At 68.3% G+C, this 22,888-nt stretch carries 24 protein-coding genes; 11 read left to right on the top strand and 13 right to left on the bottom strand.

All coding sequences use genetic code 11. The features are described 5' to 3' along the window. Positions 1–45: 45 nt before the first annotated feature. The 5 genes from OHA40_RS20045 to OHA40_RS20025 form a co-directional block, all read right to left on the bottom strand. Positions 46–714 carry an MspA family porin gene (locus OHA40_RS20045; RefSeq protein WP_330234284.1) on the bottom strand — a complete coding sequence of 223 codons (669 nt, stop codon included), beginning with the start codon at positions 712–714 and terminating at the stop codon, positions 46–48. A gap of 688 nt (positions 715–1,402) precedes the next feature. Beyond that, positions 1,403–1,993 (bottom strand): MogA/MoaB family molybdenum cofactor biosynthesis protein, encoded by a 591-nt coding sequence (locus tag OHA40_RS20040; RefSeq protein WP_442943765.1) that lies wholly within the window; start codon positions 1,991–1,993, stop codon positions 1,403–1,405. Continuing rightward, a complete protein-coding gene (locus tag OHA40_RS20035) occupies positions 1,990–3,399 on the bottom strand; it encodes a S1C family serine protease (RefSeq protein WP_330234283.1) in 1,410 nt (469 codons plus the stop codon). The genes OHA40_RS20040 and OHA40_RS20035 overlap by 4 nt, the downstream gene beginning before the upstream one ends. A gap of 385 nt (positions 3,400–3,784) precedes the next feature. Beyond that, a complete protein-coding gene (locus OHA40_RS20030) occupies positions 3,785–5,233 on the bottom strand; it encodes a HAMP domain-containing sensor histidine kinase (protein ID WP_330228433.1) in 1,449 nt (482 codons plus the stop codon). Between the two features lie 9 nt (positions 5,234–5,242). Next, entirely contained in the window at positions 5,243–5,929 is a 687-nt protein-coding gene (locus OHA40_RS20025) for a response regulator transcription factor (RefSeq protein WP_330228432.1), read from the bottom strand. Between the two features lie 354 nt (positions 5,930–6,283). Between OHA40_RS20025 and OHA40_RS20020 the strand changes: the two genes are divergently transcribed. The 6 genes from OHA40_RS20020 to OHA40_RS19995 all read left to right on the top strand — a co-directional run bounded on the left by OHA40_RS20020 (position 6,284) and on the right by OHA40_RS19995 (position 11,956). After that, on the top strand, positions 6,284–9,055 hold the full coding sequence (locus OHA40_RS20020; protein ID WP_330228431.1) for a sensor histidine kinase: 2,772 nt from the start codon (positions 6,284–6,286) through the stop codon (positions 9,053–9,055). Then, a complete protein-coding gene (locus OHA40_RS20015) occupies positions 9,052–9,462 on the top strand; it encodes a roadblock/LC7 domain-containing protein (RefSeq protein WP_330228430.1) in 411 nt (136 codons plus the stop codon). The genes OHA40_RS20020 and OHA40_RS20015 overlap by 4 nt, the downstream gene beginning before the upstream one ends. Before the next feature lie 7 nt (positions 9,463–9,469). Continuing rightward, positions 9,470–9,841: a DUF742 domain-containing protein gene (locus OHA40_RS20010; RefSeq protein ID WP_330228429.1), complete on the top strand. Its 372-nt coding sequence runs from the start codon at positions 9,470–9,472 to the stop codon at positions 9,839–9,841. A gap of 40 nt (positions 9,842–9,881) precedes the next feature. Continuing rightward, a complete protein-coding gene (locus OHA40_RS20005) occupies positions 9,882–10,499 on the top strand; it encodes a GTP-binding protein (RefSeq protein WP_330234282.1) in 618 nt (205 codons plus the stop codon). Next, entirely contained in the window at positions 10,492–11,301 is an 810-nt protein-coding gene (locus OHA40_RS20000) for an MHYT domain-containing protein (RefSeq protein WP_330228428.1), read from the top strand. The genes OHA40_RS20005 and OHA40_RS20000 overlap by 8 nt, the downstream gene beginning before the upstream one ends. 181 nt (positions 11,302–11,482) lie before the next feature. Further along, complete coding sequence (locus OHA40_RS19995) at positions 11,483–11,956, top strand: hypothetical protein (RefSeq protein WP_330228427.1); 474 nt, start codon at positions 11,483–11,485, stop codon at positions 11,954–11,956. Positions 11,957–13,027: 1,071 nt separating this feature from the next. On the opposite strand, the gene rpmF is transcribed toward OHA40_RS19995, so the two are convergent. Genes rpmF through mrf form a run of 3 tightly spaced genes read right to left on the bottom strand, consistent with a single transcriptional unit; the run spans position 13,028 to position 14,797 of the window. Next, positions 13,028–13,186 carry a 50S ribosomal protein L32 gene (gene rpmF / locus OHA40_RS19990; RefSeq protein WP_330228426.1) on the bottom strand — a complete coding sequence of 53 codons (159 nt, stop codon included), beginning with the start codon at positions 13,184–13,186 and terminating at the stop codon, positions 13,028–13,030. A 1-nt stretch (position 13,187) separates the two neighbouring features. After that, positions 13,188–13,448, bottom strand: coding sequence for a type B 50S ribosomal protein L31 (locus OHA40_RS19985; protein WP_330228425.1), 261 nt, complete (start codon positions 13,446–13,448; stop codon positions 13,188–13,190). Continuing rightward, complete coding sequence (gene mrf, locus OHA40_RS19980) at positions 13,445–14,797, bottom strand: ribosome hibernation factor-recruiting GTPase MRF (protein WP_330228424.1); 1,353 nt, start codon at positions 14,795–14,797, stop codon at positions 13,445–13,447. Before mrf ends, OHA40_RS19985 begins: the two co-directional genes overlap by 4 nt. A gap of 102 nt (positions 14,798–14,899) precedes the next feature. On the opposite strand from mrf, the gene rpmB reads away from it, so the two are divergent. The 5 genes from rpmB to OHA40_RS19955 all read left to right on the top strand — a co-directional run bounded on the left by rpmB (position 14,900) and on the right by OHA40_RS19955 (position 16,480). Further along, positions 14,900–15,136 (top strand): 50S ribosomal protein L28, encoded by a 237-nt coding sequence (gene rpmB, locus OHA40_RS19975; RefSeq protein WP_043697994.1) that lies wholly within the window; start codon positions 14,900–14,902, stop codon positions 15,134–15,136. Positions 15,137–15,148: 12 nt separating this feature from the next. Continuing rightward, positions 15,149–15,319 (top strand): 50S ribosomal protein L33, encoded by a 171-nt coding sequence (gene rpmG, locus OHA40_RS19970; protein ID WP_019049259.1) that lies wholly within the window; start codon positions 15,149–15,151, stop codon positions 15,317–15,319. 1 nt (position 15,320) lies between these two features. Continuing rightward, positions 15,321–15,626: a 30S ribosomal protein S14 gene (rpsN, locus tag OHA40_RS19965; RefSeq protein ID WP_330228423.1), complete on the top strand. Its 306-nt coding sequence runs from the start codon at positions 15,321–15,323 to the stop codon at positions 15,624–15,626. A gap of 34 nt (positions 15,627–15,660) precedes the next feature. Beyond that, a complete protein-coding gene (gene rpsR, locus OHA40_RS19960; protein WP_011211513.1) occupies positions 15,661–15,915 on the top strand; it encodes a 30S ribosomal protein S18 in 255 nt (84 codons plus the stop codon). Between the two features lie 103 nt (positions 15,916–16,018). After that, positions 16,019–16,480, top strand: a complete 462-nt coding sequence (locus OHA40_RS19955; protein WP_330228422.1) for a hypothetical protein — start codon at positions 16,019–16,021, stop codon at positions 16,478–16,480. 64 nt (positions 16,481–16,544) lie between these two features. Here the strand turns inward: OHA40_RS19955 and purH are convergent, their stop codons facing one another. The 5 genes from purH to sucD all read right to left on the bottom strand — a co-directional run bounded on the left by purH (position 16,545) and on the right by sucD (position 22,866). Beyond that, positions 16,545–18,113, bottom strand: a complete 1,569-nt coding sequence (purH, locus tag OHA40_RS19950) for a bifunctional phosphoribosylaminoimidazolecarboxamide formyltransferase/IMP cyclohydrolase (protein WP_330228421.1) — start codon at positions 18,111–18,113, stop codon at positions 16,545–16,547. Further along, a complete protein-coding gene (gene purN / locus OHA40_RS19945; RefSeq protein WP_442944064.1) occupies positions 18,110–18,772 on the bottom strand; it encodes a phosphoribosylglycinamide formyltransferase in 663 nt (220 codons plus the stop codon). The genes purH and purN overlap by 4 nt, the downstream gene beginning before the upstream one ends. A gap of 53 nt (positions 18,773–18,825) precedes the next feature. Further along, on the bottom strand, positions 18,826–20,352 hold the full coding sequence (locus tag OHA40_RS19940; protein ID WP_330228420.1) for a cell division protein PerM: 1,527 nt from the start codon (positions 20,350–20,352) through the stop codon (positions 18,826–18,828). 93 nt (positions 20,353–20,445) lie between these two features. Continuing rightward, positions 20,446–21,492 (bottom strand): DUF5336 domain-containing protein, encoded by a 1,047-nt coding sequence (locus tag OHA40_RS19935; RefSeq protein WP_330228419.1) that lies wholly within the window; start codon positions 21,490–21,492, stop codon positions 20,446–20,448. 459 nt (positions 21,493–21,951) lie between these two features. Continuing rightward, positions 21,952–22,866: a succinate--CoA ligase subunit alpha gene (gene sucD, locus OHA40_RS19930; protein WP_040782761.1), complete on the bottom strand. Its 915-nt coding sequence runs from the start codon at positions 22,864–22,866 to the stop codon at positions 21,952–21,954. Positions 22,867–22,888: the final 22 nt, after the last annotated feature.

Genomic DNA, 22,888 nt, shown 5'->3' with positions numbered 1-22,888 from the left:
TTGAGTCCGCTTCAGCGGGAGGATGGTTCGTGGATTCGACAGACGTCAGCCGATGCTGAACGGCATCCCGTAGAGGGTGGTCTTCGAGTAGTGATCACCGATGATCTCGACAACCGTGTACGAACGCGCCTGCGCGTAACCCGCGCAGCCCTGGATCTGAATCTCGGCATCCTGGTACTCCACCGAGTAAACACCCGGCTTCAAGATGTCCTTGTAATCGATCTGAACGAACTTCACCTCGCCCGGCCCGAGGTTGATACCGATCGAACCACCAGCACTCGCCCCACTGAGGTTCACACTCCCGGACACACCCGCCGAAATCGCATCATCAGCAATGCTGATCTGGCAACCCACGACGTAACCGGTGCTCAACTGCGAAGCACCGTGCGTCGAGGAGTTGTTGGTTCCGGGGTTTCCGGTCGGACCGTTGTTCGGGCCGATGGTGCCTTCCGGCGTCACGGCGACATCGGCGATCGCATTGCCCGACACCCAGACCACGCGGCCGGCGCCATTGGCAGCCAGCGACGGCGAAATCAGGGCCCGCTCTCCGTTCCGGGTGATCGTCACGCCAGGTCCCGCCTTGTGGCCGTCCGGCAACGGCACGAAGGTGTCGGCGTTGGCGGCACCGGTCGAAAGCAGGCCCATGGCAACGGCCGCGGCAGCGCCGATGCCCGCGACGCGGGCGCCGCGGCGCATGGTGCGGTTCTCGCTCATACTTCCCCTCATCAGGTTCAAACAGTCAACCTCGACCATCGAGGCTGGACGTGGTCCTCTCAGGCCCAGCTCAGTGTGTCGCTCCTTTGTTGCCGATGTGTAACCGGTTGTTATTTCGTCGCAACGTACTAGCTGGCAACGGAACCGAGCCAGGTTCCGCCGAGCGGCATCTCGCGTGCCGATACCCGGGCCTGTTGGGTCCAAATGTGCGTGGCTCGATGGGGACATTAAACGTTCGATAACCGCGCCCGCAACGCGGTGGTTCGTAAAGTTCAGCGTGACGTAAGTCACAGTTGCGAACATTTGAATATGGCTTGACGTGCATAAATGCAGGATGGCTACAGCGGAGCCTGCCCGGAAAGCGACTCAGGGGAGCCGTGACCACATACGGGACAGAGCCGTAAAGAATTTTCTTGGATTACTTTCGAGCGGAAGAGATCACGGGCGAATCACGAGAACCCTGCTCGGAATACGTAGCTACTACGTAGATAACGGCCTCAGCCGTGGTGTGGGGGGACTTGCGCGCGCAGCCAGTCGTCGTCGGCGGCGCGGCCGTCGTCGCGGTCATCGCCGCGCTCGTCGCTGGTTGTCTCGGGCAAGGCGTCACCGAAGACCTTCGCCAGACGCGCGCTATCCCTCGCCCGGCGAGCCGCCGGGCGAGGGTCTTCGGGGGGAGTGCGCGAGGTGATTACTCGACCAATCCGGAGAGTTCGCCGATCACCCGGCTGGCGAGCGGTCCGAGGGTCGCCATACCGTCCCGGATCGCGGACCTGGTGCCGGGCAGGTTGACCACCAGGGTGCTGCCGGACACGCCGGCCACCCCGCGGGACAGACCAGCGTCCAGCGACCCGGCCACCCGGCCGGAAGATCGCAGCGCTTCACTGATTCCGGGCAATTCGCGGTCGAGCACCTGAGAGGTGGCTTCCGGCGTGACGTCACGCGGCGACATGCCCGTGCCGCCGACGGAGATCACCAGATCGACGCCACCGATCACCGCGGTGTTGAGCGCGTTGCGGATCTCGACCTCGTCGGCCTGCACCGACACCGACGCGTCCACGAGGAAACCCGCCTCGGTGAGCAGCTCGGTGACCAGCGGGCCCAGCGAGTCAACACCTCCATGCGCCGTTCGATCGTCGACGACCACCACCAGAGCACGCCCCGCCACAGGAGCATCGATTTCCATGCTGCTCACCGTAGCGCCTGCGTCGAACAATCCGGCGGCCGCGCCGAGAACGCCGGCGTCGATGTCGGCCAGCGGAGCCTGTCCGCCGCGCATCATCGGCCGCCCTCCGCGGGCGCGCCGGAGAGGGTGACCTCGACGGTCTTGGGGTTGTTGCCTTGCTCATCGGTGTAGGTGACTTTCACCTTGTCGCCTGGCTGGTGGGAGCGGACGGCGGCGACGAGCGCGTTTCCGGAATCGATCGGGCGGTCGTCGAGCTTCGTCACGACCACGCCCGGCGGAATGCCCGCGCGAGCGGCGGGGCCGTCCGGCGTCACATCGCGAACCTGCGCGCCGGAAGCCTGTTGTTCCGGGTCCTGCTGCCGCGACACGGTGATCCCGATCTGGGCGTAGGTGGCCTTTCCGGTCTTGATGAGCTCGTCGGCGACACGGCGCGCCTGATCGATCGGGATCGCGAAGCCGAGCCCGATCGACCCGGTCTGACCCCCCACGATCTCGGAGGGCCCGAGTGTCGCGATGGCGGTGTTGATACCGATGAGCTTCCCGTTGCCGTCCGCCAGAGCGCCACCCGAGTTGCCGGGGTTGATCGCGGCATCGGTTTGGATCGCGTCGATCACCGGACTGACCGCGGGACTCGGCTCGCTGCCGTTGCCAGAGGTGACGACGGGCCGGTTCAACGACGACACGATGCCCGTGGTGACCGTACCCGCCAGTCCGAGCGGCGAGCCGATCGCGATGACCGGCTGGCCGACCTGCAAGTTCGCCGACGTCCCCAATTCGATCGGCGCGAGACCGCTCCGGCCGGACGCCTTGATGACGGCCAGATCGGAGACCGGGTCGGCCCCGACCAGCGACGCAGGCGCACTGCTGCCGTCGGCGAAGACGACCTCCATCTTCGCGTTCGGCCCGCCGCCCGCGGCCACGTGATTGTTGGTCAGAATGAGCCCGTCGGAGGACAGGATCACCCCGGAGCCCTCGCCCTCGGCCTTGCTGCTGGCCACCTTGATCATGACCACGCTGGGCAGCACCTTCTGCGCGACCGCCTGGGTGGATCCGGCCGGGGCGGTGGAGGCGTTGCTGATGTTCGGCTTCGGCGCGTCCAAGGCGTTGGTGACCGGGGCGCGACCGTCGTCGGAGCGGGTGACCAGCGCGCCGACCGCGCCTCCGACGCCCCCGCTGACCAGCGCCAGCGCGACTGCGCCCGCGGCAAGGCCGGTGCGGAACGGCCGCCGGGGCGGCGCGCTGTAGACACCGTCCTGCGGCGTCCCGTATGGCCCCGCGAACGGCTGAGCGGGATGGTGCTGTGGCGGGAACTGCGCCGTCGGATGCTGCGGCCCCTGCGGACCGTAACCGTGGGAATGCGCCTCCCCCGGTCCGAATACGCCGCCCTGCGGAGCACCCGCCGACCACGGGGCGGACGCCGCGCCGTGAATCTGCTCGGTCGGCTGCCGGTCCGAACCGGCGGCCGTCCCGGGCTCCGGTCGATCCTTCGAATCCTCGGTCATGGACTCCTCGTCTCTGCTCACGTCGTCACCTCGCTGGCGCTCGGCGCCGCCGTGCGCATGACGCGCTGTGTTCTCGTTCGCTCTCGAGCTCGCTCACGTCGTCACCCCGCCGGCACTCGGCGCCGTCGTGCTGTCACCGTGCTGCCCCTCGGACATACGCTGACACTCACGTGCCGACCAGGGTGGTCACGGCGACTGAGAGCGGACTGAGACTGTGCTTTCAGTTTTCCGAGATCTGCCCCCAGAAACCAGTATTAGAACCATCGGCAACTCGATGTCTCAAATCAAGCACAATCCGATCTCTGCAATGTCGGAAATTCCGGTGAATATTTCGCACAGAACTGATCATTGTGGTGGAAATAGACATCCATCGGACGGTATTGCGTCAATCGGGCGCAGGAGCTCCGGCCTCACCCGGCAGCACGACGCGGACCACGGTGCCACCACGTTCCGACGTATCGACGGCGATGGTGCCGCCGTGTTTTGTCACCACTTGCTTCACGATCGCCAAGCCGAGGCCCGAACCCGGCATCGACCGGGACGAGGTGATCCGGTAGAAACGCTCGAACACCAGCTCACGCTCGGCCGAGGGAATTCCGGGCCCCGCGTCGTCGATGGACAACTCCAGCAGCCCCGGACCGCTCTCCCGCATGACGATGCGGACCTGCGCGCCCGCTGGGCTCCACTTGGCCGCGTTGTCGAGCACGTTGAGCACCGCGCGTTCCAGCCCGGCGTCGTGACCGTAGACGAACCACGGTCGCAGATCCGCGGCGAACTCGATGCCGCTGCGACGGCGGCGCGCTCGTTCGAGCGCGCGTTCCACCACCTCGCCGAGATCCACCCGCTCGTAGACGGTTTCCGGTGCGTCTTCCCGTGCCAGATCGACCAGATCGCCCACCAGCGTCGACAACTCTTCGATCTGGGCCATGACGTCCGCGCGCAGCTCGGCCATGTCCTCGTCCGGTATGTGCGGTGCGCCAGGACGGCTCGACGCGATGAGCAATTCCATGTTGGTCCGCAGCGAGGTGAGCGGCGTGCGCAATTCGTGCCCGGCGTCGGCGACCAACCTGCGCTGCCGATCGCGCGACTCGGTCAAAGCGCGCAGCATCGCATTGAAACTCTCTGTGAGCCTGGCTAATTCGTCGTCACCGGTCACCGGGATCGGCGTCAGATCCTCGGTGCGGGCGATGCGTTCGGTGGCCGCGGTGAGCCGTGCGATGGGCCGCAGGCCGGTCCGGCCCACGGCCGTGCCCGCCGCGGCGGCCAGCACGACGCCGCAGCCGCCGACCACGAACAGCAGCCAGGCGAGCCGGTCCAGCACCTCTCTCGTTCGATCCAGTCGCTGCGAGATCACCAGCGTCGCACCCGAGTTCGTGTGAACGGCCAGTACTCGCTGATTGCCGACGGTGCGCAGCGAGGAACTGCGCTCCCCCTCGGCGACGTCCATCTCCTCGGCCCCGACCGGTGGATCGGTCGATTGCGGCGGCGAATAGGGCTTGAGGTCGGGATAGATCAGCGCGATGCCGGTGTCATCGTAGAAGGCGGAGGCGATCATCAGATTCTGGATGTTGAATCCGTACGGATTGCTGGCGATCACGGCGCTGGCGCGGCTGCGCAGCTGCGCGTCCACGTCGTCGTACAACGCGCGCGCGACGAGAGCGTAGGCCGCGATCGAGGTGACGGCCACCGCGATCGCCACCACGGAGGCGGCCAGCAGGGTCACCCGCGAGCGCAGCGAGACCGAACGGGTCAGTGGCATCGGCGGCCGCATGTCCGCGGGCTCGGGCTGGCCGAGCGCGGCGACGACAGGTCGCTTGGGAGGTGTCCGTGCCATGCGAGCGGCCTACGGGGGTGTTTCGCGTAGTACGTAGCCCACTCCGCGCACGGTGTGGATCAGCCGCGGCTCGCCTTCGGCCTCGGTCTTGCGGCGCAGATAACCGATGTACACCTCGAGCGCATTTCCCGAGGTTGGGAAATCGTAGCCCCAGACCTCCTCGAGAATGCGGCTGCGGGTCAGTACCCGGCGCGGGTTCGCCATCAGCATTTCCAGCAGTGAGAACTCGGTCCGAGTGAGACTGATCGGGCGGGCGCCGCGGGACACCTCGCGCGTCACCGGATCCAGCGACAGATCAGCGAACTTCATCGCCTCCGATGCCTCACCCGGATCGGCGGTCGTGCGCCGCAGCAGCGCCCGCAACCGTGCCAGCAGCTCCTCCAGCGCGAAGGGCTTCGGCAAATAGTCGTCCGCCCCGGCATCGAGGCCGGCGACCCGCTCGGATACCGAATCTCGCGCCGTAAGAACCAGAATCGGCAAATCGTCGCCCGTGCTGCGCAACCTGCGGCAGACCTCGAGCCCGTCCACCCGGGGCATCATCACGTCGAGCACGAGCGCATCCGGTCGCTGGACGGTTGCCTTCTCCAGCGCGTCCACGCCATCCACCGCGAGATCGACGGAGTAGCCGTTGAAGGTGAGCGACCGGCGCAGCGATTCCCGGACGGCCCGATCGTCGTCGACTACCAGAATGCGCATGTCACCAGTTTGACCGCAGCGACTGAGAGGTAACTGAGAGGCCACCCCCGACACGCCGCGGCGAGTCCGCGCGAAACCTTCGGCGCGTCACCCCGGCCGACCCCGCATGACCAGGGGGTTCCACCGATGTGCCGAGAAGTTGACGCGTCCTTGATGCATTCCACCGCGAAACACGTTCTCTATAGCCATATTCGGTTATTGCGTACCGACTCCCCCGGATTGCCGTTGACCACTCTGCACGGTATGTTCCGTGCGGTAAAAAGAAGACCTCTAGTTGGTTCTTTGCGGGTTGAATCAATACTGAACAGCCACGCCCAACCGAGGTCACTGGTGAAGCGGAGGCGACGGAAGCGGATGGAAGCTGCACCGCGGTCCTGGCAATTCAGCCTGTCGAACTGGTCGGTCACCCGCAAGGTTGGCGTGGTGCTCGTGCTTCCGGTGCTGCTGGCCACCGTCTTCGCCGTGCTCCGAATCAACAACGAACTGCGTACCATGACGCAGTTGGACGCGGCCAGCGAACAAGCCATCATCATCCGGCCGATCGTCAAGTTCGGTACCGCCACCGAGCAACTCGGCGTCACCGCGACCGCCACCTGGGGCAACACCGCCGACCCGTGGACCGACGCGGCGCTGACGAAGTTCGACCAGGCGCTGGTCGAGCTGGAAGCCGCGCTGCAGACCACCAAGGCCAGCAGCCGGGTCACCTCCGAACTCGCCTCGGCCATCGCGACCGGCACCACGATGCGCAACAGCTTGCGCAACGGCTCGCCCGCGATGGTCGGCGAGCAGTCCGACGAGATCATGGTGCGCATCGGCAATGCGCTCGCGCTGTCACCCTCGGTGGACGACCTGGTGATCCAGCGGTACTTCCTGCAGCTGGCGTCGGTGCAGACGGCACGGCGGGTACTCACCCAGCAGCGCATGCTGATCGGCTCGCCGGACGCGGGCCGCAACCCGAGCGTGCGGCCGCGCGTGCTGGTCGCCGCGGGCGCCGAGATCACCATGATCTACCAGTACGCGCAGATCCTGCCGGACTACGCGGGCAATATGCGCCCGCTGCTGGACGCCGTGCAGACCCGCCTCGGCACGTTCAGCCAGAACGTCGCCGACCCGGCGACCAACCCCGCGGTGATCGACTCGCTGCAGATCAGTTCGGACACCTACGAGAAGACCACCGCGCAGCTGATCGACACGATCGACAGCGCACTGGACGACCGCACCACCGAGGCGCAGATCGGCGCACTCCGCGAGACGACGATCGTCATCGGCATGCTGCTCGCGGGTCTGGCGCTGGCCCTGTCGGTGGCGCGCACCCTGGTCGTCCCGGTCCGCCGTCTGCGGCGCGACGCGCTCGAGGTCGCGCACTTCAAGCTGCCCGACGAGCTCGCCGTGGTGCGCGCGGGCGGCACCACGCCGGAGATCACCCCGGTCGCCGTGCACACCACCGACGAGATCGGCCAGCTGGCCCGCGCCGTCGACGAGATCCACGAGCAGGCGCTGAACCTCGCCGCCGACCAGGCCCGCCTGCGCCTGCAGATCGGCAACATGTTCGAAACCCTCTCCCGCCGCAGCCAATCGCTGGTCGAGCAGCAGCTGGCGCTGATCGAGGATCTCGAACACGACGAGGACGACACCGACCGGCTGCAGAGCCTGTTCCGCCTCGACCACCTGGCCACCCGCATGCGCCGCAACGGCGACAACCTGCTCGTGCTCGCAGGCACCGCGCTGCGCCGCGGCCAGCTCCACCCGGTGCCCCTGTCGGACATGCTCTGGAGCGCGGTCTCCCAGGTCGAGGACTACCAGCGTGTCGAGATCGGCGCGGTGCCCGACGGCATCGTCGCGGGCGAGCCCGCGGTCGACATCGAGCACCTGCTCGCCGAGCTGATCGACAACGCGCTGCGCTACTCGCCGCCGACCACACCGGTCACGGTGATGGTTTCGCGCGCGGTGGACGGCGGGTACCTGATCGAGATCACCGACCGCGGCCTCGGCATGTCCCTGGAAGACCTGCAGACGACCAACGACCGGCTCGCCTCCGGTGGTGAGGTCACGGTCGAGACGGCGCGCCGGATGGGCCTGTTCGTCGTCGGCAGGCTGGCCAAGCGCCACACCATCACGGTCAGCCTGCGCCGCACCTCGACCATGGCGCAGCAGCCCGGCATCACCGCCAGCGTGCACCTGCCCGGCGCTCTGGTCGCGCCGCCGATGGACGCCACCGACCCGGCGGGCAAGCCGCTCGATATCACCGCCGAGCATCAGCTACCCACGCTCGCCGCGCCGCACACCGGAGCACAACCCCGCAATCTCGTTCCGGTGCCGAGCCTGCCGCAGCGCGACACCGCACGCTTCGGCGTGACGAGTTCGGGCCTGCCCCAGCGCCGTCCGGCCATCCGGGTCGCCGAGTCCCCCGACCAGCCCGCGGTCTCCGCGCCGGTCGGCCGCGCGGTCAACCCGGCGGATCAGCCGCCCACCCAGCCGTGGCCGGTGCTCACCCCCCGCACGGAGACCGACCGCACCCAGACCGGTCCGTTCGGTCCGCCGACGCCCGCCGGGAGCGAGCAGCCCGGCGACGGGGAACAGACGCAGGCGCGCACCGATCTGTGGACCGAGATCCAGGACGACGAGCCGATCACGGGCCCGAACCCGGTCGTGGCGAGGGAGACCGTCGCACCCCAGACCACCGCACGGTCCGGTCTTCCGATCCGCAAACCGCCCACCCCGCCCGCCGACCCACCGCAGGAGGTGGCCCCCGAGCCCGCGACGGTAACCTCATCCCGGCTGCAGCCGGTCGCAGGCGCGTCGCCCACCCCGATCTATCAACGCATGGTCTCGGAATGGCTGGTCGAGCCCTCGACCTCGCAATCGTCGGACAGCACGTGGTCTTCGCCTGGTGACGCGGGATGGCTGGCCGCCGAGGATGCCAGCCATCCGACGAGTTCCGCGCGCACCGTCGGCGGACTGCCGATTCGCAGGCCGGGCGCCCAGCTGGTGCCCGGCGGCCTGGCGCCGGCGGAGGACGCCGGAAGTCGTGATCCGGATGAAATTCGCAACAACTTGACCAGGCATCTCAGTGGGGTCCGCAGCGGGCGGGCCAATGCGCAGTACAACGACGGAGGGCTTGCATGACCAACCCCAGCAACAGCACCACGGACGAGAACCTGAACTGGCTGGTCGCCCGCTTCACCCGGGATGTGCCCGGCGTGTCCCACGCGGTCCTGGTGTCGGCGGACGGCCTGTTGCAGGCCACCAGCCCCCATCTGCCCAGCGACCGCGCCGAGCAGCTCTCCGCCGTCACCGCCGGACTCGCCAGCCTCTCGATGGGCGCGGCCTCCTTGTTCGACGGCGGCAAGGTGATGCAGTCCGTTGTCGAGATGCAGCGCGGCTACCTGCTGGTGATGAGCGTGGGCAACGGCTCGCACCTGGCCGTGCTGGCGAACAAGTCGCACGACATCGGTCGCATCGGCTACGAGATGGCGCTGCTGGTCGACCGGGTGGGCTCGGTGGTCACCGCGACAGCCCGTACCGCCGTTTGAGTGTGAGATGTCCAACCCATACGGCCCCGGACCACGACCAACCACCCGCGTCCGGCCGTACGCCCTGACCTCCGGGCGTACCGAACCGGCGATCGACCTGCCGCTCGAGGCGGTCATCGAAACCTTGTCGTACACTGCACATCTCGACTGGCCGACCGGCGACATCCGCATCGAGATACTGCGACTCGGCACGCACCGGCTGTCGGTCGCGGAGATCGCGGCGCATCTGGACCGGCCACTCGGCATGGTCCGGGTGGTGATCGGCGACCTCGTCGTCGACGGCACCATGCGCGTGCATTCGACCCTGACCGAAGAGGCGAGCTATGACGAGCGCCGTTCCCTGATGGAGAGGACATTGCGTGGACTCCGCGCCCTATAGGAATCTGGGGCCCAGTGGAAATCCCGGGCCAAGTGGGAATATCGGACCGGGGAATGCCCCTGGGCCGGATGGCTTCGAGAACCGGGTCGCCTCGACGAAGATCGTCGTCGCGGGCGGCTTCGGCGCTGGGAAGACCACGTTCGTCGGTGCGGTGTCGGAGATCGTTCCGCTGCGCACCGAGGCGATGGTGACCCGTTTCTCCGACGGCATCGACGATCTCGCCGACACGCCGGAGAAGGAGACCACCACGGTCGCCATGGATTTCGGCCGGATCATCCTGCCGGGCAACCTGGTGCTCTATCTGTTCGGCACGCCGGGCCAGCGGCGGTTCTGGTTCATGTGGGACGACCTGATCCGCGGCGCGATCGGCGCCGTGGTGCTGATCGACACCAGGCGGTTGGAGGACAGCTTCGCCGCGGTCGACTTCTTCGAAGCGCGCAAGCTGCCGTTCCTGATCGCGGTGAACCGCTTCCCCGACGCGCCGCGCTTCCCGATCGCCGAGCTGCGCGAGGCGCTTTCGGTCCGCGAGGGCGTGCCGATCGTGGACATCGACGCACGCAATGCGATCGAGGTGCGCCAGGCGCTGGCCGCGGTCACCGAGTACGCGATCGCCCAGCTGAAGGCGAACGAGCTGGAAGGAACCGCACGGCATGCGTGAAGTCGCGCTGCTGGCCGCGGGTGGCGGCGCGCAGACGTCCGTCGATCAGTTCGCGCTCGGCTACTGGCTCGTCGTGCTCTCCGTGGGCATTTCCGTGCTCGGCGCCGTGGTCGGCCTCGCGTGCATCGTGCACGGCGCTCGTTCGGTCCAGTTCCGGCTGGTGTGGGTGGTTTCCGCGGCGATCTCGCTCGGTGGCGTCGGGGCGTGGCTGGCCACCTCGGTGGCCATGCTCGGCTTGCGGGTGCCGGGTAGCACGCTTCGCTACGACTCGGGCCGCTTGGTCGCGGCTCTGGTGGTTTCGATCGTGACGGTCGTGGCCGCGCTGCTGATCATCGGACGCAAACCGCGCCTGGCACTGCTGCTGCCCGGCGGGCTGGTCCTCGGCCTCGGCATCGCTCTCACGCACTACCTGGGCATCGGCTCGATCGCGATCCAGGGTTCGGTCGAGGTGACGATCTGGCTGGCCGCCGTCTCCACCGTGATCGGCGTGATCACGGCGACCGCGACGCTCTGGTCGTTCCAGGCGGCGCGCTTCCCGCTGGCTCGCGCCGCGACAGTGCTGCTGTTCGGCGTCGGTGTGGCCGCGACCTACTACACGGCGCTCGCCGCACTGCATTTCGACGTGAACCGGTCGGCGAAGATACCCGAGGGTGTGGAGTTGTTCGACTTCGTGTTCCCGATGTTCGTCATCGGCTTGCTGGCGCTGACGGTCCCGATCTCCGCCGTGCTGATCGCCCCCGACCGCCGGGAGTTCGCGACCCCGCCGAAGCCGCGTCGACCGAAGGTGGAGCCCGCCCGCTGATCCGGAGCGGCACGGCACGGCGAACCATGCTGCCGCAAGTCGGTTTCCGCGGCAGGTCCGCCACGGGTTCGAGCTGAGCGGTCGGGCCGGAATCCGCGATGACCCGGAAACACCAGCCCCGGCGACTTACAGTGGGAGCCACGCGTTTCGGTCTGGGGCCGCGCGGAGCCGATTTCGGCCGGTGGATTTCGTTGAACGGGAGGATCCGGACGTGACGCCGGAACAAGAGGCAGTGCTGCGCGACATCCAGACTCAGCTGCGCGGGCCCGGCCTGTCCGGTTGGCCTCAGCTGGGCACCGACGCGGACGGCGAACATCGCACGTTGGTGGACGGGCTGGCCGCCGCGCTGGCGCGGATCGGCGAGTTGGAACACCAATCCGCCGAGTTGCGAACGCAAATAGGCGAATTGCGCACCGAAATCAGCGAACTAGAGGCGACGACTGCCGAACTCACCGAGCAGGTGCAGCGGCTGGACGGGCCGCACTGGCCTTGGCCGCTCTCGCTGTTCGAGGTGCCCGCCGCGCTGGTCGGTGATCGGCTGGCGCGGTTGGAGGCGCTGTTGGCGGATTTGCCCGGGTGGCGGGGACACGACGGCGGCGAGCGGCGGGAGACCGGCGGCACCGACGGGCCTGCGGAGTTGACCTCGAAAAACTGAGCCACACACCACAGCAACCGCGCGAAGCGCGCAAATCGGCGGTGGGAGAACGGAATCGGGAGAGCCAGGGTCGACGTGGGGCCCTGCAGAGTGGCGATGAGCGGGTTCTCCTGGGAACCAGGAGAACCCGCCCTCGAGCACGAGGGTACCGCCGTCCGGCCTTGCCCGCATCATTTTCCGCAGACTTTTTCGCTGCCAAAAACCAACCCTCAGTACGTATTTGAGAGAGTGGCTAATCAGCTGCAACCATAGTGGACGCAATAGTGCGACGTGATGCACATCATAGTAATAGCTAAATATTAGCTACATACGGGGTGGGTGCCCTACCAGTTCAGGTCACCACCGGTTTTCCGGACGATCGACCAGCAACAGCGTGCCCATCTCCCCCAACAGCAAATATCAAGCCATCGAGAGCTGGTACGCGGCGCCTACACCGAAGCTCGCCACCGGAGTTCGCACGACCATCACCGTGCTTCTCGACATGGCGTCCGAGTCCCTCGCGAATCGGCGCGCCGACCACCCTTCATCAACGGCGGCGCTCACCGAAACCGCGTTCCCAACCTGATGCGCCCCTCCGCCCCGCAACAGGTTTCGAGCGAAGCGAGACCGAGCATTCCCGTTCGCGGCCCGGCCCGCGTCCGAGCGGCCGCCGCGACCACGACGCAGTCGCCAGCGGCGGCCACAGCCCACACGCGTATCGGCGAGCATAGGTGCTGTGGTTTCCGCACTGCGTGACCACTAGGCCCGACTCCCGTTTTCGAGCGCAGCGAGACCGAGCATTGCCTGTTCGCGGCCCGGCTCGCGTCCGAGCGGCCGCCGCGACCGCGACGAATCGAAAGCGGCGGCCACTAGCCCACACGGGTGTCTGCGAACATAGGTGCTGTGGTTTCCGCACTGCGTGACCACTAGGCCCCACTCCCGTTTTCGAGCGCAGCGAGATCGAGCATTGCCCGTTCGCGGCCCGGCTCGCGTCCGAGCGGCCGCCGCGTCCGCGACGCAGTCGCCAGCGGCGGTCGCTCGGACGCGAGCCACAAGGGGGCCGCGAACACGCCGCGCCGCAGGCGCTGCAAATCAGATCCAGCCGCGCCGCACGGCCGCTACCAGCCTGCGCGGCACCTGATGCACGACGCCCCCGACGGTCACCGGCACCAATTCGACAGGCGCGGCCTTCCAGTTCGCCCTGCGGCTGCGGGTGTTCGACCGCGACATCTTCCGCTTCGGTACCGCCATGTCAGGCCTCCCCTCGGACGCGCCTACCGTACTTGCGCTCGAACTTCTCCACCCGGCCCTGGGTATCCATTACGCGATGCGCGCCGGTCCAGAACGGGTGCGAGTCGGCGGTCACGTCCACTGTCAGCAGCGGATATGTGTTGCCGTCGGTCCACTCGACGCTGCGCGCGCTGGTGGCCGTGGAACGCGTGAGAAACCGCTTTCCGGTGCTCACGTCCTCGAAGACCACCGGGTGGTAGTCGGGATGGATTCCCTTCCTCATTTCGCCTCTCCTCTCGGGCTTTTCGCCTCTTCGACCGATTGGGCCGCAGTTTCACCGTCCACGCACGGATCGGCGTGCCACTCCCCGAACGGGTCCTCCCACTGGGCCACTCGCTCGGGTGCGCGCTCGACCAGCCGCAGTTCCTCGTCCTCCACCAGCGCCCAGTGCAGCGCCTCGCGGATCTCCGCGGGATCGGCGTCGTGCACCAGGATCGCCAGCGAGATGTCCCGGTCTCCGAAGCGCTCGTCCCAGCGCAGGGCGGCCATGGCGCGGCGCTCCGGGTCCACCTCGGCAAGCTGGTCGCCCGACATCCCGGCCAGCCAGCGTCCCGCACCGCCCACCCGCAGGCCTCCACCCGCCGATTCCAGCCACACCACCTCGTCGGGCTGGGTGGCCAGCCACAGGCGCCCGCGTGCGGTCACCACACCGTCGAACAGCACGTCGAGCGCCTCGTGCAGACGGGCCGGATGGAACGGCCGCCCCGCGGCGAATTCCATCAGCACGACGCCGTAATCGCTGGTCAACGGCGGTGTGCCGCGCAGCAGCGGCGCGTGCGCGTCGAAGACCCGGCCGCGCCGCGAGCCTGCGGTGATCCGAACGAGCAGCGTCTCGACTCGGGCGGGAGTGAGTTCACCTGGATCGTCCACCCAGTCGACGGGCGCACCGGGTGCCAGCCTGGCCAGTACGGCGGCGAGTTTGCCCCGGTCGGCCCGTGCATCGCTGAGCAGCGTCCCGTGCGCGTCGACGGCACCGAGAGCGATGACGGCATCGGCGAAGTCCACCTGGCCGACCGCGACCTGCGCCACGGTGCGGTCATCGTCGGCGCGGGCGAGACCGCGCTCGGCGAGCGTCTCGTCCCCGGTCGCGTCGGCGAGCCAGGCGCCGGCATCCAAGCAGGTGAGCACCGCGTGCACCCGCACGTCACGCCCGGCGGGGCCGTCGACGCGACCGTGCACGCCGCTGACCACGGCGTGCTCGATGGCCTGGCACACCGCCTCGGCCTCGAAAGCGGGGTCGAGTGCGAGGACGATGCGATCGATGGAGTCGCGCCGGGCGAGTGTGCACAGCAGCGGAAGCAGGTCCATCCGCAGCGTGCAGGATACGCAACCGTGCGCGAGCTCGAGCACGGCCGAAGTCTCCTGCGTCGGCGTGCGCACCGTGCGGTGCACGATGCCTTCGTGCAGTTGAGCCAGGTCGTGGCGGACCACGACGGTACCGGGAGCCATCCCCAGCACCGCGGCCGCGCGATCCACGCCCGCCGTGGCGAGTCCGGCGGAACCGGCGAGCACCACCACGGGCGTCCTCCGATCGGACTCGGCTGGGAACAGGGTGGAATCTTGCGCAGCCACCGGGAACCCCTTTCGGTAATGATTTTCATTTGCCGTTGGACAACGCTACATTGTCGAGCAGCCGTTGTCGAAAACGATTGTCATCTACTGGAGGGAGCGCATATGTCGGCCCACTGCCAGGTCACCGGACGCAAGCCCGGATTCGGCAAGTCCGTGTCGCACTCGCACAAGCGGACCAGCCGTCGCTGGAACCCCAATGTCCAGCGCAAGACCTACTACCTGCCCAGCGAAGGCCGGCGCGTCACGCTGACCGTGTCCGCCAAAGGCATCAAGACCATCGACCGGGACGGTATCGAGGCCGTGGTAGCCCGGATCCGGGCCCGCGGCGACAAGATCTAGAAGGAGCGACCAATGGCGTCGAAATCGACCGACATCCGCCCGATCGTCAAACTGAAGTCCACCGCAGGCACCGGGTACACCTACGTGACCCGCAAGAACCGGCGCAACGACCCGGACCGCTTGGTGCTGCGCAAATACGATCCGGTCGTGCGCAAGCACGTCGACTTCCGCGAGGAGCGCTGAGATGGCCAAGAAGTCGAAGATCGCGCGCGACCAGCAGCGCAGGGCGATCGTGGCGCGCTACGCCGAGCGCCGCGTCGAGTTGAAGGAAATCATCCGGAAGCCGAGCACTTCGGACGCCGATCGGGCGGCCGCCCAGGCCGAACTGCGGCGGCAGCCACGAGACGCCAGTCCGGTACGATTGCGCAATCGGGACGCCGCCGACGGACGACCGCGCGGTCATCTCCGGAAGTTCGGACTCTCCCGTGTGCGAGTGCGCGAGATGGCCCACCGGGGCGAATTACCCGGTGTGCACAAATCGAGCTGGTAGACAACCACAGATCTCGTGAGAAGGAACCCGTCATATGGCAGTCAAGCGAGCACCGTCGAAGAAGGTACGCGCCGAGCAGGCCCGCCGTCCGAAGAAGAACCCGCTCATCGCCGCGGGCATCGAGACGGTCGACTACAAAGACGTGAACCTGCTGCGCACGTTCATCTCCGATCGCGGCAAGATTCGCAGCCGCCGGGTCACCGGGCTGACCCCGCAGCAGCAGCGCCAGGTCGCTGTCGCGGTGAAGAACGCGCGTGAGATGGCGCTGCTGCCGTTCACCAGCCGGTAGGCGGACGTCGATACGCGCGAGACCCCCGAGCAGCCTCGGGGGTCTTTGTCGTTGGCTGCCGAGGCGACCGCTTGCGAACGAGCGTCAGGACTAGGGTTGCGCTATGGATCGGATACCGACCGGACGCGCCGCCGCAGCCGTCGCCGTAGCGCTCGCCTGCCTCGCGGCAACGGGCTGCGGCGACTCGAAGGACACTGGAACACAACCGAACACGAGCACCACCAGGACCGCGGCGCCGAGCACGCCCACCGAGGACCCCGGTGGGAACCAGGGCAACGTGTTCACCGCCGACCCGACCATCGTCGGTGCACATCCGATCCCGTTCCAATCATGGACCCGTTTGGCGGACAACAAAATCGCCGTGAACTTCCAAACCGGGACGCCCGAGTGTTACGGCGTGGATGCTGCGGTCGCCGAATCCGATTCGACGGTGACGGTCGAACTGCGCTCGGGCACCCGCACCGAGGCGGTGGGCCGAATGTGCACGATGATCGCGGTCTTCGGCACGCTGGAGGTGCCACTGAAAGCGCCGTTGGGAAACCGCACGGTGCTCAGCGCGGTCTGAGGAAGCAAGCGAACGCCGCGCCGGACCGACGGTCCCGACGCGGCGTTTTCCGCTGCTGCCCGCCTCAGTGGGCGAAGTGGCGCGCCCCGGTGAGGTACAGGGTGACACCCGCCTCGCGGGCGAGGTCGATGGTTTCCTGGTCGCGCACCGAGCCGCCGGGCTGGACGATGGCGCGGACACCGGCCTGGATCAAGGTCTGCGGAGCGTCCGGGAACGGGAAGTAGGCGTCGGAGGCGGCCACCGAGCCCTTGGCCCGGTCACCGGCCCGTTGCACCGCGAGGCCGACCGCGTCAACCCGGTTGACCTGGCCCATGCCGACGCCGACCGACGCGCCGTCGTGCGCGAGCAGGATCGCGTTGGACTTCACGGCACGGCAGGCGCGCCAGGCGAACGCGAGGTCGGCCAGGGTCTGCGCGTCGGCGGGCTCACCCGCGGCCAGGGTCCAGTTGGCCGGGTCGTCACCCGCGGCATCGAGCACGTCGCGCTCCTGCAGCAGCACGCCGCCGCTGATCGGACGCAGTTCGGCACCCGCGCGCCGCGGCGGCTCGGCGACGAGGATGCGCACGTTCTTCTTGCGCTGCAACACTTCCACGGCGCCGTCGGCGTAGGACGGCGCGACGATCACCTCGGTGAAGATCTCCGCGACCTGCTCGGCCATCTCCACGGTGACCGCACGGTTCGCAGCGATCACCCCGCCGAACGCGCTGACCGGATCGCACGCGTGCGCCTTGCGGTGCGCCTCGGCGATGTCGGTGCCGAGCGCGATGCCGCACGGGTTCGCGTGCTTGATGATCGCGACGGCCGGGTCATCGTGGTCGAAGGCAGCCCGCCAGGCGGCGTCGGCGTCGACGTAGTTGTTGTACGACATCTCCTTGCCGTGCACCTGCCGCGCCTGCGCCAGCCCCAGGCTGCCATCACCGCTGGTGTACAGCGCGGCGGCTTGGTGCGGGTTCTCGCCGTAGCGCAGCACCGCCGAGCGCTCCCAGGTGCCGCCGAGCCATTCGGGGAACCGGGTCGCCGCGTCGGCTTCGCCGTCGACGGCCAGCACATTGGTCAGCCAGCTCGCGACCGCGACGTCGTAACTCGCCGTGTGCTGAAAAGCCTTGGCCGCCAAGGCGGTCCGCTCGGCCAGCGTGAAGCCGCCGGACTTCACCACGGCCAGCACGTCGTCGTAGTCGCCGCTGTCGACGACCACCGCCACCGACGGATGGTTCTTCGCCGCGGCCCGCACCATGGACGGCCCGCCGATATCGATCTGCTCCACGCACTCGTCGGGACTCGCCCCGCTCGCCACGGTCCGGGTGAACGGGTAGAGGTTCACCACGACCAACTGGAACGCCTCCACGCCGAGCTCGACCAACTGGTCGACGTGCTCCTGCTTGCGCGAGTCGGCCAGGATGCCCGCGTGCACCCGCGGGTGCAGCGTCTTGACCCGGCCGTCGAGCGTCTCCGGGAACCCGGTCAGGTCCTCGACCTTGGTCACCGGGATGCCCGCGTCGGCGATCTTGCCCGCGGTGGATCCGGTCGAGATCAGCTCGATGCCCGCGGCGTGCAGACCGGTCGCGAGCTCGACGAGCCCCGTCTTGTCGTAGACGCTCACCAGCGCCCTGCTGATCGGCTTGCGTTCACTCACCGGAGAACTCGCTCATCTGGGATAACTGCCTTTCGTCCGTCGGAGACAATGCCTCTCGTGGCGACAGCGGCGACAACATCCGCCAGCAACCGTCGCTCGACAACCTTGATGCGCTCGTGCAGGGTGGCCTCGTCGTCGTCGGGTAGCACCGCCACCGCCTCCTGCGCGAGGATCGGGCCGGTGTCCACGCCCTCGTCCACCAGATGCACCGTGCAGCCGGTGACCCGCGCTCCGTAGGCGAGCGCGTCACGCACTCCGTGCGCCCCGGGAAACGCGGGCAGCAGCGCGGGGTGGGTATTGATGATCCGGCCGCCGAACCGGTCCAGGAACGCGGGGCCGAGCAGCTTCATGAAACCCGCCGACACCACGAGATCCGGGTCGTAGGCCGCGACAGCATCGGTGAACGCGACATCCCACGCGGCGCGGTCGGGAAAGTCCTTCAGCGCCACCCGGAAATGCGGCGCGCCCGCGGCGTCCGCGTGGCGGGTCGCGGCGCAGGTGCGGTCCACGCCGACGGCGACGATCTTCGCCGGATAGCCGGGGGCGGACGCGGCGTCCAACAGCGCGCGCAGTAGCGAGCCGGTGCCCGACGCCAGCACGACGACGGTGGCCGGCGCCGCTGCGGGCTTCCACGGGGCGTGCGAGGACGTCAGCGTAATACTCCTGCGATCGATCGGTATGGCGTACGGGTGCGGCACCGCCGGGTTAGAGCCTAACGACCGTCCACCCGGTCACTGTCCGGCAGGTCCGTCTCGACGACCTCGGCGTCGACGATGTCAGCGGTAGTGTCGCCACGGTGCGCCGCCCCGGTTTCGATCGCGGGCGGTTCGTCGACGAGCTCGGCGTCGAGCGCGCCTTCCAGCTCAGGTCGGTCGTAGTCGAGGGCGCGATCGTCGCGGTAGTCGTAGTAGTCGTCGTCCAGGTAGCCGTCGTGGTCGGAGTCGGCGTAGTAGTCGTCTTCGTCGGCGTAGTCGGCTTCGTCGTCATAGTCGTAGTCGTCGTACGGATCGGTGTAGTCGGCCGGCGGGACGCCGACCGGCACGAGGAACCAGCGCGCGAACACCAGGCCCGCGTAGCCGGGAATCGCGAGCCAGGCGAAGGTGATCGCCGCGAAAATCGGCAGGTCCAGCCCTACCCGGCCGAACGTGCCGAGCTCGCCGCCAGCGACCGCGCCCGCCAGCGCCAGGGCGAGCGCAGCCAGCGCGGCCGAGCTGAGCGTCGCCCACGGTGCGGTGATCCGGTCGGTCGAGGTGCGCGCGCAATCCAGCCCACCGAGCACGCCGACCGCCGCCGGAACGAGCAACAGCACCAGCCACCACCATGCCGCGGGCCCCGTCGGTACCGCGGCGAGCAACGGAAAGGCTGGAATCGGGCCGCCGACCACCGAGAACACGCCGAACGAGGCGGCACCGATCTGCGCGCTGGAACCGACCAGCACACCGACCGTGTGGACCACCAGGTTCGGCAGGTAGAGCAGCGAGAGCAGGGTCAGTCCGATCACGCCCACGGCGTTACCCGCCGACTGATAGGTGTCATCGACCCGCGAGACATGTGCGAGGAACGATACGACCACCACCGCGGTGGCACAGCCCAAGAGACGCAAGACGGACCGGCCCGCGCCGTACAGCCCGGAGACGGCCCAGTCGGGCACGCGCAACAGTACGAACAGCAGTCGCCGGATACGAATCGCGATGCCGATGACGGCGGCGAGCAGATACAGCGCCGCGACCCACGCGAACGCCGCGAGGGTGTTCGGCGGTTGCAGCGCGATGACGCCGGAGGCGTCTTCGGCGACGGCGAGGCAGACCGAGGTGACCAGCAGCGGACCGCCTATCGCGGCGCCGACGATCCACCCGAGATCGGCCCTGGTGCAGTCCGGTTCCACGGCGCGTGCGCATTCGCGCCCGGCCAACCAGACCAGAAACGCGGTCGGCAGCAGCGGAAGCAGGCCGAGCGAGGTCTTGCCGATCACCAGCGGAACCTGGTGCGCGCCCAGCCAGCTGGCGGCGACCGCACCGGAGGCGCCCGCGAGATCACTGCCCGAGGTCAGCAGCGTGCCGAGCACGAGAACGGCGAAGGCGGTGAGCCCGAATGCCGCGGGGCGGGCCGCGACCGAGACGAGAACCCTGGACCGCTCCGGAGTCAGCGACAGGAACCCGGCCTCCTCCACGTCGGTGTGCGGCTGCGACGCGCGCGACGCGCCGGTTCGGCGCGTCGAGGAGGTTCTGGAGGAGCTCATGACTTTTCAGCGTGGCAGCTTCCCCGGCGCGAGCGGGTCAGGCGCGCCGGGAAGAAGCTGCCGCGCGGCCGCGCCAGGGAAGCGGCCCGGGTCTTACTTGTTGTTGTCGTCCGAGGGACGGAATGCCTGGGTGGCGTCGGAGGACGGATCGCCACCCTGCTCGCCGCCGAACGGCTGGCTCGGCTGCTGCCCGAAGCCCTGCGAACCGTAGGGCGACTGCTGGCCGGACGGCTGCCCGCCGAAGTGCTGGGTCGCGCTCTCGTCCGGGCGTGGCTGCCCGCCGTAGGGCGAACCCGGCTGCTGGGACGCGCCATAAGCCGTCGGCTGGCTCTGCCCGTAGGGCGACTGCGGCTGGCCGTAGGCCTGGCCCTGCTGGCCCTGGCCGTAGCTCGGCTGGCTCTGGCCGTAGGGCGAAGGCTGCTGCGAGGGGAACTGCGGCGGCGCGGCCTGACTGCCATAGCCGGACTGCCCGTACGCCCCGCTCGGTCCGTAGCCGGGCTGACTCGGCTGTCCCTGTCCGTAGGACTGCTGCGCCTGCCCGAACGACGGCGGCTGTTGTCCGTAACCGGCCTGACCGAAACCGCTCGGCGCGGTAGCGGGCCGCGGCGCGGGCGCCTTCAGGATGCCCGCCTCGAACAGCGTTGCGGTGATCGCGACCGCGGTCTGCACGAACGCGAGGACGAGCAGGATGTACGCACCCACCTCCAACTCGGTGCCTTCACCGAAGTTGAACGACTGGAACAGCAGCGCGACGAAGCCCGCGGTCGAGGCCGCGGCCGCGGCACCGGTCCAGTTCTGCTTCGGCAGCAGCGAAAGCCCGGCGAGCAGGCCGCCGAGCAGCAGAAATCCGAGCAGCGACGAGCCGGACGCCACCTCGAACAGGTTGGCCGTCTCCGGCTCGCTGACCCGCCGACCGCCGAGATCGATCGGCTTGCTGCCCACGAACGGCAGGAAGCCGAGCAGGAAGTTGATCACGCCGAGCGCCGCGACACCGACCACCAGGAAGAACGGCAGACCTTTGGCAGCGGAACCGGTAGCGCTCGAACCTGAACTGGCACCACCACCCGCGGCCGGGCTCTGGCTGGATGGTGCTGAGGGCGAGGGTGTGTTGTACCCGGAGCCCCCGGTCGGGTATGACATGTCGTCGTCTCCTAAATCGAGTCGTTCATGGTCTTCACGGCTGGATTACTTCTGACGCTACTGCACTGCCTGGCCCAGGTCACCCCGCACCGATCACCGGGATGGGCGAGTCCGCCCACGTCCCGGCAGGTCGCCACGCGTTCGAGGCGCGCGTCCGACCTGCAGCCTCTAGCGAGACCACCGACCGCCTACCTAACTGTTGCCCGCGGCGGCTGTTTTTCACACTGCCCGGCTTCTCGAGGACGGGGACTCACACCGGCCGGTGAACCATCCATCCGGCTGCCTCGTGTGAAGAAGAAATAAGGGGCCATGACGAGTCCCCCGAGAGGCCAACGGTTCCGCACGTGGCTGGTCAGGACGCTCGGCTGCTGCCCAAGTCCGAGCCCACCGGTCACACATGACGAAGGCCGCCCCCCGAATTCGGAGGCGGCCTTCGTGCGTGCTGCGTACCGTGTCGGATCAGGCGCTGATGCTGGCCTTCTCCAGGATCTCGCGGGCCAGCGCGGCGGTCTCGGACGGCGTCTTGCCGACCTTCACGCCCGCGGCCTCCAGCGCGTCCTTCTTCGCCTGGGCGGTGCCCGACGAACCGGACACGATGGCGCCCGCGTGGCCCATCGTCTTGCCCTCGGGGGCGGTGAAGCCGGCGACGTAGCCGACGACCGGCTTGGTGACATTGGCCTTGATGTAGGCGGCCGCCCGCTCCTCGGCGTCGCCGCCGATCTCGCCGATCATCACGATCAGCTTGGTCTCCGGGTCCTTCTCGAACGCCTCGATGGCGTCGATGTGGGTGGTGCCGATGACCGGGTCGCCGCCGATGCCGATGGAGGTCGAGAAGCCGAAGTCACGCAGCTCGTACATCATCTGGTAGGTCAGCGTGCCGGACTTCGAGACCAGGCCGATCGGGCCCTTGCCGGTGATGTTGGCCGGAGTGATGCCGACCAGCGACTCGCCGGGGGTGATGATGCCCGGGCAGTTCGGGCCGATGATCCGGGTCTTGGCGCCCTTCTCCACGTTGTAGGCCCACGCGTAGGCGGTGTCCTGCACCGGGATGCCCTCGGTGATGACCACGAGCAGCGGGATCTCCGCGTCGATGGCCTCGATGATGGCGTCCTTGGCGAACTTCGGCGGCACGAACGCGATGGACACGTCGGCGCCGGTCTCCTTGATGGCCTCCGCGACGGTGCCGAACACCGGCAGTTCGACCGCGTTGCCGTCCTTGTCCGTGTGGGCGACGGTGGTGCCCGCCTTGCGCGCGTTCACACCGCCCACGATCTGAGTGCCCGCCTTCAGCATCAGCGCGGTGTGCTTGGTGCCTTCGCCGCCGGTGATGCCCTGGACGATGACCTTGGAGTCCTTGTTCAGGAAGATAGACATTCTTTTCGTCCTTACTCGGCCG

The organism is Nocardia sp. NBC_00508, from assembly GCF_036346875.1.
In the GTDB taxonomy this organism is placed as follows: Bacteria; Actinomycetota; Actinomycetes; order Mycobacteriales; family Mycobacteriaceae; genus Nocardia.
The sequence above is the reverse complement of the archived record's forward strand: the minus strand, read 5'-3'. Positions and strand labels throughout refer to the sequence as shown.

What these genes read in the sequence shown, in the direction of transcription:
- OHA40_RS20045 (WP_330234284.1), bottom strand. Translation starts at nt 714, where the DNA reads ATGAGCGAGAACCGCACCATGCGCCGCGGCGCCCGCGTCGCGGGCATC.
- OHA40_RS20040 (WP_442943765.1), bottom strand. Translation starts at nt 1,993, where the DNA reads ATGATGCGCGGCGGACAGGCTCCGCTGGCCGACATCGACGCCGGCGTT.
- OHA40_RS20035 (WP_330234283.1), bottom strand. Translation starts at nt 3,399, where the DNA reads ATGACCGAGGATTCGAAGGATCGACCGGAGCCCGGGACGGCCGCCGGT.
- OHA40_RS20030 (WP_330228433.1), bottom strand. Translation starts at nt 5,233, where the DNA reads ATGGCACGGACACCTCCCAAGCGACCTGTCGTCGCCGCGCTCGGCCAG.
- OHA40_RS20025 (WP_330228432.1), bottom strand. Translation starts at nt 5,929, where the DNA reads ATGCGCATTCTGGTAGTCGACGACGATCGGGCCGTCCGGGAATCGCTG.
- OHA40_RS20020 (WP_330228431.1), top strand. Translation starts at nt 6,284, where the DNA reads ATGGAAGCTGCACCGCGGTCCTGGCAATTCAGCCTGTCGAACTGGTCG.
- OHA40_RS20015 (WP_330228430.1), top strand. Translation starts at nt 9,052, where the DNA reads ATGACCAACCCCAGCAACAGCACCACGGACGAGAACCTGAACTGGCTG.
- OHA40_RS20010 (WP_330228429.1), top strand. Translation starts at nt 9,470, where the DNA reads ATGTCCAACCCATACGGCCCCGGACCACGACCAACCACCCGCGTCCGG.
- OHA40_RS20000 (WP_330228428.1), top strand. Translation starts at nt 10,492, where the DNA reads ATGCGTGAAGTCGCGCTGCTGGCCGCGGGTGGCGGCGCGCAGACGTCC.
- rpmF (WP_330228426.1), bottom strand. Translation starts at nt 13,186, where the DNA reads ATGGCGGTACCGAAGCGGAAGATGTCGCGGTCGAACACCCGCAGCCGC.
- OHA40_RS19985 (WP_330228425.1), bottom strand. Translation starts at nt 13,448, where the DNA reads ATGAGGAAGGGAATCCATCCCGACTACCACCCGGTGGTCTTCGAGGAC.
- rpmB (WP_043697994.1), top strand. Translation starts at nt 14,900, where the DNA reads ATGTCGGCCCACTGCCAGGTCACCGGACGCAAGCCCGGATTCGGCAAG.
- rpmG (WP_019049259.1), top strand. Translation starts at nt 15,149, where the DNA reads ATGGCGTCGAAATCGACCGACATCCGCCCGATCGTCAAACTGAAGTCC.
- rpsN (WP_330228423.1), top strand. Translation starts at nt 15,321, where the DNA reads ATGGCCAAGAAGTCGAAGATCGCGCGCGACCAGCAGCGCAGGGCGATC.
- rpsR (WP_011211513.1), top strand. Translation starts at nt 15,661, where the DNA reads ATGGCAGTCAAGCGAGCACCGTCGAAGAAGGTACGCGCCGAGCAGGCC.
- OHA40_RS19955 (WP_330228422.1), top strand. Translation starts at nt 16,019, where the DNA reads ATGGATCGGATACCGACCGGACGCGCCGCCGCAGCCGTCGCCGTAGCG.
- OHA40_RS19940 (WP_330228420.1), bottom strand. Translation starts at nt 20,352, where the DNA reads ATGAGCTCCTCCAGAACCTCCTCGACGCGCCGAACCGGCGCGTCGCGC.
- OHA40_RS19935 (WP_330228419.1), bottom strand. Translation starts at nt 21,492, where the DNA reads ATGTCATACCCGACCGGGGGCTCCGGGTACAACACACCCTCGCCCTCA.
- sucD (WP_040782761.1), bottom strand. Translation starts at nt 22,866, where the DNA reads ATGTCTATCTTCCTGAACAAGGACTCCAAGGTCATCGTCCAGGGCATC.